This is a genomic window from Streptomyces sp. NPDC037013, assembly GCF_055607265.1.
The window spans coordinates 379,723-392,086 of sequence record NZ_JBVJRV010000002.1; the positions used below are offsets into that span (position 1 = coordinate 379,723).

General features: G+C 71.4%; 14 protein-coding genes. 7 read left to right on the forward strand and 7 right to left on the reverse strand.

Annotated features, from left to right (window positions below; translation table 11 throughout):
* Window positions 1-5: 5 nt before the first annotated feature.
* Window positions 6-1,232 (forward strand): hypothetical protein, encoded by a 1,227-nt coding sequence (locus ACZ7DY_RS06880; RefSeq protein WP_471130990.1) that lies wholly within the window; start codon window positions 6-8, stop codon window positions 1,230-1,232.
* Between the two features lie 39 nt (window positions 1,233-1,271).
* On the opposite strand, the gene ACZ7DY_RS06885 is transcribed toward ACZ7DY_RS06880, so the two are convergent.
* The gene (locus ACZ7DY_RS06885; protein ID WP_471130993.1) at window positions 1,272-2,027 is read right to left on the reverse strand and encodes a decaprenylphospho-beta-D-erythro-pentofuranosid-2-ulose 2-reductase; all 756 of its coding nucleotides are present in this window, start codon (window positions 2,025-2,027) and stop codon (window positions 1,272-1,274) included.
* Window positions 2,028-2,040: 13 nt separating this feature from the next.
* Window positions 2,041-3,474 carry an FAD-binding protein gene (locus ACZ7DY_RS06890; protein WP_471130996.1) on the reverse strand — a complete coding sequence of 478 codons (1,434 nt, stop codon included), beginning with the start codon at window positions 3,472-3,474 and terminating at the stop codon, window positions 2,041-2,043.
* Between the two features lie 175 nt (window positions 3,475-3,649).
* On the opposite strand from ACZ7DY_RS06890, the gene ACZ7DY_RS06895 reads away from it, so the two are divergent.
* From ACZ7DY_RS06895 to ACZ7DY_RS06910, 4 genes are read left to right on the forward strand one after another with little or no spacing between them, the layout of a single operon-like run.
* Window positions 3,650-4,171 (forward strand): phosphatase PAP2 family protein, encoded by a 522-nt coding sequence (locus tag ACZ7DY_RS06895; RefSeq protein WP_471130999.1) that lies wholly within the window; start codon window positions 3,650-3,652, stop codon window positions 4,169-4,171.
* On the forward strand, window positions 4,164-5,117 hold the full coding sequence (locus ACZ7DY_RS06900; protein ID WP_471131000.1) for a decaprenyl-phosphate phosphoribosyltransferase: 954 nt from the start codon (window positions 4,164-4,166) through the stop codon (window positions 5,115-5,117). Before ACZ7DY_RS06895 ends, ACZ7DY_RS06900 begins: the two co-directional genes overlap by 8 nt.
* Window positions 5,114-5,596 (forward strand): GtrA family protein, encoded by a 483-nt coding sequence (locus ACZ7DY_RS06905; protein WP_471131003.1) that lies wholly within the window; start codon window positions 5,114-5,116, stop codon window positions 5,594-5,596. The genes ACZ7DY_RS06900 and ACZ7DY_RS06905 overlap by 4 nt, the downstream gene beginning before the upstream one ends.
* Window positions 5,584-6,591, forward strand: coding sequence for a YihY/virulence factor BrkB family protein (locus ACZ7DY_RS06910; protein WP_471131006.1), 1,008 nt, complete (start codon window positions 5,584-5,586; stop codon window positions 6,589-6,591). Before ACZ7DY_RS06905 ends, ACZ7DY_RS06910 begins: the two co-directional genes overlap by 13 nt.
* Window positions 6,592-6,598: 7 nt before the next feature.
* On the opposite strand, the gene ACZ7DY_RS06915 is transcribed toward ACZ7DY_RS06910, so the two are convergent.
* Complete coding sequence (locus ACZ7DY_RS06915; RefSeq protein WP_471131009.1) at window positions 6,599-7,840, reverse strand: D-alanyl-D-alanine carboxypeptidase family protein; 1,242 nt, start codon at window positions 7,838-7,840, stop codon at window positions 6,599-6,601.
* 133 nt (window positions 7,841-7,973) lie between these two features.
* On the opposite strand from ACZ7DY_RS06915, the gene ACZ7DY_RS06920 reads away from it, so the two are divergent.
* Both ACZ7DY_RS06920 and ACZ7DY_RS06925 read left to right on the forward strand, forming a co-directional pair.
* Window positions 7,974-8,216 (forward strand): SCO4848 family membrane protein, encoded by a 243-nt coding sequence (locus tag ACZ7DY_RS06920; RefSeq protein WP_062778448.1) that lies wholly within the window; start codon window positions 7,974-7,976, stop codon window positions 8,214-8,216.
* 14 nt (window positions 8,217-8,230) lie between these two features.
* Complete coding sequence (locus ACZ7DY_RS06925; protein WP_471132361.1) at window positions 8,231-9,550, forward strand: metallophosphoesterase; 1,320 nt, start codon at window positions 8,231-8,233, stop codon at window positions 9,548-9,550.
* A 47-nt stretch (window positions 9,551-9,597) separates the two neighbouring features.
* On the opposite strand, the gene ACZ7DY_RS06930 is transcribed toward ACZ7DY_RS06925, so the two are convergent.
* From ACZ7DY_RS06930 to ACZ7DY_RS06945, 4 genes are all read right to left on the reverse strand, one after another.
* Window positions 9,598-10,008 (reverse strand): VOC family protein, encoded by a 411-nt coding sequence (locus tag ACZ7DY_RS06930; RefSeq protein ID WP_471132363.1) that lies wholly within the window; start codon window positions 10,006-10,008, stop codon window positions 9,598-9,600.
* A 146-nt stretch (window positions 10,009-10,154) separates the two neighbouring features.
* Window positions 10,155-11,177: a hypothetical protein gene (locus ACZ7DY_RS06935; protein ID WP_471132364.1), complete on the reverse strand. Its 1,023-nt coding sequence runs from the start codon at window positions 11,175-11,177 to the stop codon at window positions 10,155-10,157.
* Window positions 11,178-11,215: 38 nt separating this feature from the next.
* Window positions 11,216-11,836, reverse strand: a complete 621-nt coding sequence (locus ACZ7DY_RS06940) for a hypothetical protein (RefSeq protein ID WP_471131012.1) — start codon at window positions 11,834-11,836, stop codon at window positions 11,216-11,218.
* Between the two features lie 80 nt (window positions 11,837-11,916).
* On the reverse strand, window positions 11,917-12,261 hold the full coding sequence (locus ACZ7DY_RS06945) for a hypothetical protein (RefSeq protein ID WP_471131014.1): 345 nt from the start codon (window positions 12,259-12,261) through the stop codon (window positions 11,917-11,919).
* Window positions 12,262-12,364: the final 103 nt, after the last annotated feature.

Here is a 12,364-nt window from a genome sequence, read left to right on the forward strand (position 1 = left end):
CAGTCATGCGCAAGACAGCGGCGGTCCTGGCCGTCCTGGCCCTCACGGCGGCCGGCTGCGGCGACGGCGGTGGACCCGCGCGTACGGACGCCACGGGCCGCGCCACCGGCACCCCGGCCGCCGCGAAGGGCGGTTCCTGGAAGCTGGAGCACATCGACAAGACGGTCAGGGGCGAGCTGACCGCCGTCACCGCGACGGCCGAGCACGACATCTGGGCCGCGGGCTGGGAATCGGACCACGGCGACATGAGCGAGGCCGACGGCCAGTACCTGCTGCACTATGAAGGCAGCACCTGGCGGCGCCAGAAGCCGCCCGCCGAACTCGACGGGAACACCTTCCACCCCCGGCTCGACTCCTCCGCCCCGGACAACGTCTGGATCTTCGGCTCGGGCCGTGACTTCGCGGTGGGGGTGGCCCGCTGGGACGGCGAGCGCTGGCGGCGCGTACCGCGGCCGCCGGGTTCCGGCACCGTCCGGAGGACGAAGATCTTCGCTCCGGACGACGTCTGGGTGCTGCTCGGCGAGCGGCAGGCGCAGCACTGGGACGGCAGCCGCTGGTCGACGTACGTGCTGCCCGCCACCGCCAACGCGCTCGACGGCACCTCGGGGCACGACCTGTGGGCGGTCGGTTTCCGCACCGGCGGCTCCGGAGTGGGCGGTGCGAGCGGCGAACGCAGCCAGCCCGCCGCGATGCACTGGGACGGCGCCTCCTGGACGACCGTGCGGACCCCCGAGTACCGCTTCCCGCGGCCCGTGCCGCCCGAGCCGGGATCGTCGCTCGACGGCGTGAAGGTGGTCTCCTCCAAAGAAGCGTGGGCGTTCGGCTCGCACAGCTTCGACCACGGAGAGGCCGAACACGAGCCCTCCATCGAGCACATCCTGCTGCGCTGGGACGGCTCCCGGTGGCGCGCACAGGAGGGCACCGACAAGGATCCGTGCCTCTCCAGGAGCATCGTCGCGCGCGGCGAGGACGGAGGCCTGCTCTTCGGAGTGCGCCGGTACCGCTCGCCGCAGGGGCGTTGCACCAAGCTGTCCTGGCCGCATCTGCCCGCGGGCGGGGAGGTCACGGCCGGGGGCCGGCAGCAGCTCTGGCTCGACCCGATCGTGCCGGTGCCGGGCACCGGCACCTTCATCGGCGCGGGCAAGGTCTACGTGATGCAGAGCGGCAACCCGCTGAGCCTGCCCGCCCTCGCCACGTACGAGCCGCCCCGGAGCCGCCAGGGACAGCCCTGAAGCCTCCCGGGCGGGCACCGGACGGGCACTGGACGGTCCCTAGAGGGGCAGTCGCCGGAACACCGGTCGCGGGACGTGCCGCAGCGCCGACATGACGAGGCGCAGCGCGCCCGGCACCCACACCGTCTCCGAGCGCCGCCGAAGGCCGGTCTCGATGGCCTGCGCCACCGCGTCCGGGGTGGTCGCCATGGGGGCCTCCTCCAGGCCCTGAGTCATCTTCGAGCGCACGAAGCCGGGGCGGACGACCATCACATGCACGCCGGTGCCGTGCAGGGCGTCGCCGAGGCCCTGGGTGAAGGCGTCGAGGCCCGCCTTGCTGGAGCCGTAGATGAAGTTCGCACGGCGGGCGCGCTCGCCCGCCACCGAGGAGAGCACCACGAGCGAACCGTGCCCCTGGGACTGCAGGGCCCGCGCGCAGACCAGGCCCGCCGAGACCGCGCCCGTGTAGTTGGTCTGGGCGACGCGCACCGCGGCGAGCGGGTCGTCCTCGTCGCGTGCCTGGTCGCCGAGGATGCCGAAGGCGAGCAGCACCATGTCGATGTCGCCCTCGGTGAAGATCTTGCCGAGGGATGCCTCGTGGGACTCGTGGTCGAGCGCGTCGAAGGCGACGGTGTGGACCTCCGCGCCCATGTCGCGCAGGCCTGCCGCTGCCTTCTCCAGGGCCGGTGAGGGGCGCCCGGCCAGCCACACGGTGCGGGTGCGGCGGGCGACCAGGCGGCGCGCGGTGGCGAGGCCGATCTCCGATGTGCCGCCGAGGACGAGCAGGGACTGGGGGGTGCCGAAGGCGTCTTTCATGAGTACCGGTCTCCTAGAGGGCGAGGCGGCGGGAGAGGTCCGAGCGGAACACGCCGCGCGGGTCCACATCGGCCCGCAGGGCACGGAAGTCGTCGAGCCGCGGATACATCGCGGCGAGCATCTCGGGCCGCAGGCGGGAGTCCTTGGCGAGGTAGACGCGCCCGTCGGCGTCGGCCACCTCCTCGTCGAGGTCGTCGAGGAAGGCGCCGAGCCCGGGGAGGTTCGTCGGGATGTCGAGCGCCAGGGTCCAGCCGGGCATCGGGAAGGAGAGCCACCCCGGGTCGCCCTCTCCGAAGCGTTTCAGCACGGCGAGGAAGGACGGGCAGCCGCGCTCCGAGATGCGCTGCACGATGCGGCGCAGCGCCTCCTCCTTGCCGTATCCGACGACGAATTGGTACTGCACGAAGCCGCCGCGGCCGTAGATGCGGTTCCAGTGCGGGACGCCGTCCAGGGGGTGGAAGAAGGTGGAGATCTTCTGCAGCTCGCCGGTGCGGGAGCGGGGCGCCCTGCGGTACCAGAGTTCGTTGAACAGGCCCACCGAGGCCTTGCCGAGCAGCCCTTCGGGCAGGAACGAGGGGGCCGCGGGGAAGTGTCCCGGGCGGAACGCGAGAGGGGCCCTACGCGCGCGTGCCCGGTCCGGGAGGGCGTCGAGCGGGGCGTGGTCGCCGCGAGTGAGGACCGAGCGGCCCATGGCGGCGCCCCGGGCGAGGAGGTCGATCCAGGCGACCGAGTAGCGGTAGCGGTGGTCGGTGGCGGCCAGACGGGCCATCAGGTCGTCGAGGTCCGTGGCGCGTTCCGTGTCGACGGCCATCAAGGAGGTCTCGACGGGCAGCAGGCGCACGGTCGCCGACAGGATGACGCCGGTCAGCCCCATGCCGCCGGCCGTCGCGTCGAACAGGTCGCTGCCGGGCCCGACGGTGCGGACCGTGCCGTCGGCGGTCAGCAGGTCCATCGAGAGGACGTGCCGGGAGAAGGACCCGGAGACATGGTGGTTCTTGCCGTGGATGTCGGCGCCGATCGCCCCGCCGACCGTCACGTACCGCGTGCCGGGGGTCACCGGCACGAACCAGCCGAGGGGCAGCAGGACTTCCATCAGGTGGTGCAGCGAGACGCCCGCGTCGCAGACGACGGTGGCCTCCGGTTCTCCGGTCTCCGACGTCCGTGTGGTGTCGATGACGCGGACCCGGTCGAGGCCCGTCATGTCGAAGACGGCGCCGCCCGCGTTCTGCGCGGCGTCCCCGTAGGCCCGGCCGAGGCCGCGGGCGATGCCGCCGCGCTCGCCGCAGTCGCGCACCGCGGCCGCGGCCTCCTCCTGCGTACGGGGTCTCACCAGCCGGGCGGTGGTCGGCGCGGTGCGGCCCCAGCCGGAGACGGAGACGGCGGACGACGCGGGGGCCGGGGTGCGGGCGAGGGAATCGGCGGAGTCGGCGGGGGAGTCGGCAGGCATGCAGGCGACGGTATCGCCCACAAGGGGGTAGTTCGTACCAATCTGCCCTTGCTCTCACCGAAATGGGTGATAGAGCGAGTGTCACCCTACATTGACGGAATTATGGGGATGTTGCCTAGAAGAGTCGAGATGCCCAGCTCTCGAACTCTTCGCACGCCTGCGGAAAAGAGGCCACATGCACGACATGGACCACAGGTTGCTGTCGGCCCTGCGCGACTGCGGCACCGACCCGCGCGTGGCATCCGCCGCGCGCACACTCTCCCGGATCGGCGAGCACGGCGCCCTGTGGATCGTCGCCGGCCTCGCGGGCGCGGCCGTCGACCGCGAGCGCCGCCGGGCCTGGCTGCGCGGCACGGCGCTCACCGCCACCGCGCACCTGGCCAGTATGGGCGTCAAACGGATCGTCCGCCGCCCCCGCCCCGGCGACCACGACGGGATCCAGCCCCTGGTGCGCACCGCGGGCCGGCACTCCTTCCCCAGCTCACACGCCACGTCGGCGGCGGCGGCCACCGTCGCGTACGGCGCGCTGCGCCCCGTCGGCGCCCACCTCATCCCGCCGCTGGCCGCCGCGATGTGCGTCTCCCGGATGGTCGTCGGCGTCCACTACCCCTCGGACATCGCCGCGGGCGCCGCGCTCGGAGCGCTCACCGCGCGCGTGGGCGCCACCTGGATGAACGGAGGCCACAGCGATGCCTGAACGTATCTCCGCCGTCCTGGAGCGGCCCCGCCCGCCCCAGGACCAGGGAGCGGGAGCCGCCGGCCTGCCGCTCGGCCTGCTGAAGACCGCACGGCCCCGCCAGTGGGTGAAGAACGTCCTCGTCGTCGCCGCCCCCGCGGCAGCCGGCGAACTCTTCTCGCGGCATGCCCTGATCCAGGTCACCATCGTCTTCACGCTGTTCACGGCCGCCGCCTCCGCCGTCTACCTCATCAACGACGCACGCGACGCCGAGGCCGACCGCGCGCACCCCACCAAGTGCCGCAGACCGGTCGCCGCCGGACAGGTGCCGGTCTCCGTCGCCTACGCCGTGGGAGGGCTCCTCGCCGTCCTCGCGCCCGCGGCGGCCTTCGTCCTGTGCACGCCGCTCACCGCCGTGCTCCTGGCCGCGTACGTCGGCATGCAACTCGCCTACTGCATCAGCCTCAAGCACGTCCTCGTCGTCGACCTCACCATCGTCACGACCGGCTTCCTGATGCGCGCCATGATCGGCGGACTCGCCCTCGACATCCCGCTCTCGCGCTGGTTCCTGATCACCACCGGCTTCGGCGCGCTCTTCATGGTCTCCGCCAAGCGCTACTCCGAGGCCGTCCAGATGTCCGGCGGCGTGCAGGAACTGGGCGCCACGCGCGCGTTGCTCACCGAATACACCACCGGCTACCTGCGCTTCGTGTGGCAACTGGCCGCGGGGGTCGCCGTCCTCGCGTACTGCCTGTGGGCCATGGAGGAGGGCGGCACCGCCAACGGCCTGCTGCCCTGGCGCCAGTTGTCCATGACGGCCTTCATCCTCGCCATCCTGCGCTACGCCGTCTTCGCCGACCGGGGCACCGCGGGCGAGCCCGAGGACGTCGTCCTGCGGGACCGGGCGCTCGCCGTGATCGGCCTGGTGTGGCTCGCCATGTACGGGCTCGCGGTCGCCGACTGGTGAGTCCGCACTCCCTGCGCGAACGGCTGCGGCCGCTCGCGCCCGAACTGCTCGGCTTCGCCGCCGCCGGGATCTGCGCGTACGCCGCCGACCTCGGCCTCTTCATCTGGCTGCGCGGCCCCGCGGGTCTCGACCCGCTGACCGCCAAGGCGCTCTCCTTCGTGGCGGGCTGCTCGGTCGCGTACGCGGGCAACGCCCTCGGCACCTACCGGCGCAGGACCACGGAGGTCTCGCGGCTGCGCCAGTACGCGGTGTTCTTCGGCGTCAACATCGCGGGCGCCCTCGTCCAACTGCTGTGCATCGCCGTCTCCCACTACGGCCTCGGACTCACCTCGCGGCGGGCGGACACCATCTCGGGCGCCGGAATCGGTATGGCGCTCGCCACAGTCCTGCGGTTCTGGGGTACCCGGACCTTGGTATTCCGCACGGCGGGCAGGACATCGGGCAGGACATCAGGCACGGAGGCGTCATGGACTGGCTGAAGAAATTGCCCGGCATCGGGCCGCTCGTCACGAAGGGCATGCGCACGCACGCGTGGCAGGCCTATGAACGGCTCGACCAGGTCCACTGGGCGCGCCTGGCCGCCGCCATGACGTTCATCAGCTTCCTGGCGCTCTTCCCGCTGCTCACCGTCGCCGCCGCCATCGCCGCCGCGACACTGTCGAAGAAGCAGCAGACCACCCTGGAGAACAAGATCTCCGACCAGGTGCCCGGCATCTCCGACCAGCTGGACCTCGACGCGCTGGTCGCCAACGCGGGCACCGTCGGCCTCGTCGCGGGCGCCCTGCTGCTCTTCACCGGCATCGGCTGGGTCGGCTCGATGAGGGAGTGCCTGCGGGCCGTCTGGGAGCTGGAGGACGAGGAGGAGAACCCCGTCCTGCGCAAGGTCAAGGACGCCGGGGTGCTCATCGGGCTCGGCGGCGCGGGCCTCGCCTCGTTCGCCGCGTCCGCGCTCGCCTCGACCGCCGTCGGCTGGACCGCCGACCTCCTCGGCGTCGACGAGAAGGGCTGGGGCTCCGTCCTGCTCCAGGTCATCGCGTTCGCCATCGCGGTGCTCGCCGACTTCCTGCTGCTGCTCTACGTCCTGACGCTGCTGCCCGGCGTCCAGCCGCACCGGCGCGACCTCATCACCGCCGGGCTGATCGGCGCGGCCGGCTTCGAGCTGCTCAAACTGCTGCTCGGCGGCTACATGAAGGGCGTCGCCGCGAAGAACATGTACGGCGCCTTCGGAGTGCCCGTCGCGCTGCTCCTGTGGATCAACTTCACCGCGAAGCTGCTGCTGTTCTGCGCCGCGTGGACGGCGACGCGCAAGGCCTCACGTACCGCGCCGGAGGACGGGGACGGCGAAGAGGCGGCCCCCGAAGAGACCGCCCCGGCAGACACCCCCTCCGTAGCGGGCGCCTCCACACCGGCCCTCTCCGGAGAGGGCGCCTCCCCGGCGGCACCCTCCGGAGAAGGTGTCCGCCGGAAGGGTTGACGCGACGTCAGCTCTGGCGGTCCCGACGGCCGGCCTGGCCCGGCAGCGGCATCCGGCGCCTGATCACGAAGACACCGGCGGCGAGCAGCGCGAGCACACCGGCCGTGATCCCGACGGCGACGCCCACGCCGTTGCCCCCGTCGTCGGAGGAGTGCGCCGCGTTCTCGGCCCCGCCCGCGCCCGCGCCGCCGCCCGGGGCGCCCTTGCCGGCACCGCCCGTGGTGGCGCCCTTCGGGGCGACGAGCTCGCCCACCGGCTCGACCTTGCCCGCGGCCTTGAAGCCCCAGTCGAAGAGGCGCGCGGTCTCCTTGTAGACCGCGTGGGCCTCGGTGGAGGAGGGGTTCATGACCGTGACGAGGAGGACCTTGCCGTCGCGCTCGGCGACCCCCGTGAACGTGTTGCCCGCGTTCGAGGTGTAGCCGTTCTTGACGCCCGCGATGCCCTTGTACGGGGTGACGCCCTCGGCGCCGGTGAGCAGCTTGTTGGTGTTCTGGATCTCGAAGGACTCGCGCTTCGTCTTGCCCTTGTCCTTGCCCTTCGAGATCTTCTTCGTCTCGCCGGGGAACTGGGCGACGGCCGTCGAGCAGTACTCGCGGAAGTCCTTCTTCTGCAGCCCCGAGCGGGCGAACAGCGACAGGTCGTACGCGGAGGAGACCTGCCCCTTGGCGTCGTAGCCGTCGGGGGAGACCACGTGCGTGTCGAGGGCCTGCAGCTCCTCGGCGTGCTTCTGCATGTCCTTGACGGTCTGCGGCACGCCGTCGTTCATCGCCGACAGGACGTGCACCGCGTCGTTGCCCGACTTCAGGAAGACGCCGAGCCACAGGTCGTGGACGGAGTACGTCTCGTTCTCCTTGATGCCGACCATGCTGCTGCCCGCGCCGATGCCCTCCAGGTCGGAGAGCGCGACCTTGTGCTCCTGGGTCTTGGGGAACTTCGGCAGGACTGTGTCGGCGAAGAGCATCTTGAGGGTGCTTGCCGGGGGCAGCCGCCAGTGCGCGTTGTGCGAGGCGAGGACGTCACCCGACTCCGCGTCCGAGACGATCCAGGAACGCCCCGTCAGATCCTTGGGCAGCACCGGGGCGCCCGCCTTCAGCTTCACCTGCGTGTCCGGCTCGCCGAGCAGGGCGCCGCCGACGGTGGACATCTTGGCGGGTGGCTTCGGCCGGTCGTCGTCGTCCCCCGGCTTTCCGTCCGCCAGCGCGGGCGCGGCGGTCGACATGGTCAGCAATGCGGCGGAAGCGACCAACATGGCGGTCTTTTTTACGGCAGGCACGGACGAGAACGTACAGGGCCGGACTGTGTCAGTCGCCGCCGAGGTGTGCTGTGTCCCGTCGTCCCCACCCCGGCGGCGGTCCGAAAGGAAAGCTCGCGATACTGAACGCATGAAGCTCAGCCGCCCTGTCTCCTGGTTCCTGCTCGCCTTCGGGGTGTGGAGCTGGTTCATCTGGATCACTTTCGTCAAGAACCTGTGGAAGGACGGCAGTGGGCTGGCCTTCGACGACGCGGACAACCCGACCGGGTACTTCTGGGTGCACCTGACGCTTGCCGTTGTCTCCTTTGTCTTGGGGACGGTGGTTGGGGTCATCGGGTTCCGCGGAGTCCGCGCACTGCGCAGAACGTCATAGCCGTGATCGCCCTCATGGTCCTCGCGGGCCTGGCCGTCCTGGCCGCCTTCGCCGCCCTGCACCGGTACGCGTGGTGCCGCCTGGTGCGCGACACCACGGCGGGCCCCGGACCCGCCAGGCGCGCGGGGACGGTGCTCTTCGTCGCGGCCCCGCTGCTGATGTTCGGGGCGCTGATCGCCGAGCGGGCCGGCGCCCCCTTCCTGCTGCAGCAGGTGCTGGCCTGGCCGGGGTTCATGTGGCTGGCGGTCGCGCTCTACCTGCTGCTCGCGCTGCTCGCGGGCGAGCTGGTGCGGCCACTGGTGCGCCGGTGGGCGGAGCGCGGGACCGTCCCGGCGGAATCGGCACTCTCCGGAGAGGCCGGCCCGAAAGAGGACGTCTCCGTAGAGCGCGATCCGGGAGACGCCGCCTCCGTAGAGGCCCATTCCGACACAAGGACAGGGGCCGCGGAGGCGGCAGAGTCTGCCCCCGTGGCCGCCGCCCCCGCCCCCGCGGCTGCCCTTTCCGCCGCCCCCTCGCGCCGCCTCTTCGTCTCGCGGATCGTCGGAGGAGGAGCCGCGGCCGTCGCCGCCGGAACGGTCGGTTACGGAACGTACGGCGTCCTGCGCGGCCCCCGGGTGAAGCGGGTCACCGTGCCACTGGCCAAACTGCCGCGCGGGGCACACGGGTTCCGCATCGCGGTGGTCAGCGACATCCACCTCGGGCCGATCCTCGGGCGCGGTTTCACCCGGCGCGTGGTCGACACCGTCAACGCCACGCAGCCCGACCTCATCGCCGTCGTGGGCGACCTCGTGGACGGCAGCGTCGAACACCTCGCCCCCGCCGCCGCGCCGCTGGCCGGCCTGCGGGCACGGCACGGCGCGTACTTCGTCACCGGCAACCACGAGTACTCCTCCGGGGCCGACGCCTGGGTCGAGCACGTGCGCGAACTGGGCCTGCACCCGCTGCGCAACGCCCGCACCGAACTCCCCGGCTTCGACCTCGCGGGCGTCGACGACGTGGCCGGCGAGAACGAGGGCAAGGGCCCCGACTTCGCCAAGGCGCTCGGCGACCGGGACCGCTCGCGGGCCTCGGTGCTCCTGGCGCACCAGCCGGTCGTCATCCACGACGCCGTCGAACACGGTGTGGACCTGCAACTGTCCGGCCACACCCACGGCGGCCAGCTGTGGCCGGGCAACCTCGTCGCCGACCTCGCCAACCCCACCCTGGCCGGGCTGGAGAGGTACGGCGACACGCAGCTCTACGTGACGCGGGGCGCGGGCGCGTGGGGCCCGCCCGTGCGGGTCGGGGCGCCGTCGGACATCACGGTCGTGGAACTGGCGTCACGGCAGGCCTGAGCGCGCAGCCCGGGGACGTACGGGCCGCCTAAGGCCTTCGGGCCGGCTCAGGACGCGCGGGCCAGCTCCGGACGCTTCAGGTAGTCCGTGAATCCGACGACGTTCCCCCACGCGTCGGCGATCTCCACGGTCCACCCGGTGGCCACCGAGAACGGCTCGGCCAGCAGCGGAACCCCGGCGGCGGCCAGCGCGCGCCCCTTGGCGCGGGCGTCGCGGACCTCCAGCCAGAGGCGCGGCGAGGGCCACACGGGCGTACGCGGCACGATGCCGTCCTCCACACGCAGCAGCAGGCCCGGCGTCTCCTCGCCGACCTTCAGGATGGCGAGCCCGATCTCGTCGAGACGGAACGCGACCGGGAAGCCGGCCCGCTCGTAGAACCCGACGGCCTCGCCGAGGTCACCGACGGGGAACAGGACGTTGTCGAAGCCGAGCAGTGCTGCGGACGGGTCGTCGAGCAGTGCGGTGGACTGGTCAGCGGACAGGCCGACGGACTGGTTGTCTGACATTCCGTCAGGGTAGGTCGGCGGCCGCCGCGCGGGCGCAGGCGCGCGTGGTCCGCGCGGCGGGACGGTGATTCTTCGACCGTACGGACGTCACCCGGACGTCACCGGTTGATCGACTGGATCTCCTGGACGTCGATGTCCTGGGTCCCCTCGAACGTGCCGTCGGGCAGCCTGCCGCCGGCGCCGCCCGTGCCCTTCCAGCTGATCTCCCAGGTGATCGAGGCCTTCATCCGGAACGACTCACCGCCGGTGGACCGCAGATACGTGATGCCGCACGGCGGGTCCTCCTTCGACGACCCCTTCGTGTACGGGGTGCCGATGCTGCCGTCGTCGTTCACCGGGCACTCCCCGTCGCCGGGGAAGGTCTCGGCGTCCGAGGTGCCCGGGTCCAGGTGGAGGCTGACGGGCTTGGCGGTGGTATCGGCCCAGATACCGGTACCGGGCAGCTCCGCATGCACCGTGACCGGCTCGAACGTTCCCTTGTCCAGCCACACCCAGGTCGGCAGCTTCACGGTCGACCTGCCCTCGGGCTTCATCTCGACCTTGGTGTCGGGGACCTTGATCTTGTTGTAGGCGTAGCCGGCCAGGATCTTCGGGGTGGGCGCGTTCTTGATGTCGGGGATCGTATCGGTGTCCTGCCAGAAGAGGTTCGTCTCGCACTGGCGGGCCTCGAAGGTGTCCTCGACGTCGGGGTTCATCACCCCGCGCCAGAACTTGCCGTCCTTGCCGATGTTGAAGTTCTTGTAGCCCTTGGCGCCGTCGGACTGGTTTTTGCCCTTTTCGTAGTGGTCGACCATGAGCTGTTCGCCCCAGCTGAGCGAGGGCGTCACGTGCACCAGGTCGCCGCCCTTCTTGAGCTTCTCGACGCTGTCCTTCAACTGCTCGGGGGTGGCCACCGGCTCGTACCAGCAGGACGGCGGCTTCCAGTTCGGGTCCACAGCCACGACGGGCCTGCTGCCCGAGCCGCCCTTGCCGCCGCTGACCTGCTTCACCGTGACGCTGGTGCCGACGCCCGCGGTGAGCGTGTTGCCGTGGGCGCCGCCGGACGGCCCGGTGGGCGGATGGTCCTTGTCCTCGCCGAACGCGTACGCCGTCGCGGGGAAGGCGCCGAGTGCGAGGGTCATCGCGGCCAGCAGCGGCAGCGACCGCTTCAGCGAGCCCGTCACTTGTCGCACCCCCCGCGCTCCGTCTCCAGGGACACGGTGCTCCACACCCCTTCGGGCGTCTTCTTCAGGGTCGTGCGGTACTGAAGGACGGGGTTCACGTCGTCGGGGGTGCCCGTCCGCTTCTTGGTCTTGCGGTCCTCGGTGTAGCCCTTGCTCTCGTCCACGCAGTAGAAGAGCACGCCACCGGCGTCGGAGAAACTCACCTGCGGGTTGAAGACCCGCGCGCCGCCGACCAGCGTGTGGTTGTTGTCGACGTACCCCTTGATGTACGTCCTGGAGGACTTCAGCGCCTGCTGCGAGGTGTAGAAGCTCACCGCGTCGGCCTGCGGGTCGGCGTCGATGATGGCCCGGTACTCCGCCTTCAGGCGCTCCCTGCCGTCGTCCAGGATCGCCTGCTTCTTCGGGTCGCTGTTGTGCCAGCCCACGAAGTCGGCCTTGAACGAGCCGGGCAGCTTCACCCCCGGCCGCTTCACGCCGTCCGGCCGGGCGCTCGCCGAGGCCTTCGGCTTCCCGCCCCCATCCGCCCCCTCGATCCTCTCCGAGGCCCCGTCGTCGCCCCCTCCCGAGCCGCACGCGGACAACAACAGGGCCGCGGACGCGGTCAGCGCGGCTGTCATGAAACGGATGGGGCGGCGGTTCACTCTGTACTCCTGCGTGGTGGGGGGACGGTGAGCGGTGGAACTGTGGGGATTGCGGGTCAGGGGAGCTTCGACAGGAAGTCCCGGATCTCCGTGACGGTCGTCCGCCACTCCGAGATCTCGTTGCCGTCCTCGTCGACCGTGCCGCGCGGCTCCACCGAGCGCCACGGCTCCGCCGGACGGAACTCCTCGGCGAGTTCGCCGAGGAAGATGACCGAGTTCTGGACGTACACGTCCATGCCACGCCGATAGAGCGGCCAGCCGAAGACGAAGTTCGCGGTCGCCGGATCCGTGATCGAGGTGACCAGGCACGAGTCGACCTCGTCCCGCGCCGCGTCGACGCGGCGCAGAGCGCGCACCCAGCTCTCCCGGTAGTCGTCGGCGCTCCAGTAGGAGAGATCCATCGGAAAGTCCTCCGAGAAATCCCCCACCGTGATCCTGCCGACGGCCTCGGCCCCGGTGTCATTCGTAGCCTCAGTCGCCGACGGCTCGGAGACCACCTGGATC

Coding starts and splice junctions, on each gene's coding strand:
- ACZ7DY_RS06880 (WP_471130990.1), top strand. CDS start 6: ATGCGCAAGACAGCGGCGGTCCTGGCCGTCCTGGCCCTCACGGCGGCC.
- ACZ7DY_RS06885 (WP_471130993.1), bottom strand. CDS start 2,027: ATGAAAGACGCCTTCGGCACCCCCCAGTCCCTGCTCGTCCTCGGCGGC.
- ACZ7DY_RS06890 (WP_471130996.1), bottom strand. CDS start 3,474: ATGCCTGCCGACTCCCCCGCCGACTCCGCCGATTCCCTCGCCCGCACC.
- ACZ7DY_RS06895 (WP_471130999.1), top strand. CDS start 3,650: ATGCACGACATGGACCACAGGTTGCTGTCGGCCCTGCGCGACTGCGGC.
- ACZ7DY_RS06900 (WP_471131000.1), top strand. CDS start 4,164: ATGCCTGAACGTATCTCCGCCGTCCTGGAGCGGCCCCGCCCGCCCCAG.
- ACZ7DY_RS06910 (WP_471131006.1), top strand. CDS start 5,584: ATGGACTGGCTGAAGAAATTGCCCGGCATCGGGCCGCTCGTCACGAAG.
- ACZ7DY_RS06915 (WP_471131009.1), bottom strand. CDS start 7,840: ATGTTGGTCGCTTCCGCCGCATTGCTGACCATGTCGACCGCCGCGCCC.
- ACZ7DY_RS06920 (WP_062778448.1), top strand. CDS start 7,974: ATGAAGCTCAGCCGCCCTGTCTCCTGGTTCCTGCTCGCCTTCGGGGTG.
- ACZ7DY_RS06925 (WP_471132361.1), top strand. CDS start 8,231: ATGGTCCTCGCGGGCCTGGCCGTCCTGGCCGCCTTCGCCGCCCTGCAC.
- ACZ7DY_RS06935 (WP_471132364.1), bottom strand. CDS start 11,177: ATGACCCTCGCACTCGGCGCCTTCCCCGCGACGGCGTACGCGTTCGGC.
- ACZ7DY_RS06940 (WP_471131012.1), bottom strand. CDS start 11,836: ATGACAGCCGCGCTGACCGCGTCCGCGGCCCTGTTGTTGTCCGCGTGC.
- ACZ7DY_RS06945 (WP_471131014.1), bottom strand. CDS start 12,261: ATGGATCTCTCCTACTGGAGCGCCGACGACTACCGGGAGAGCTGGGTG.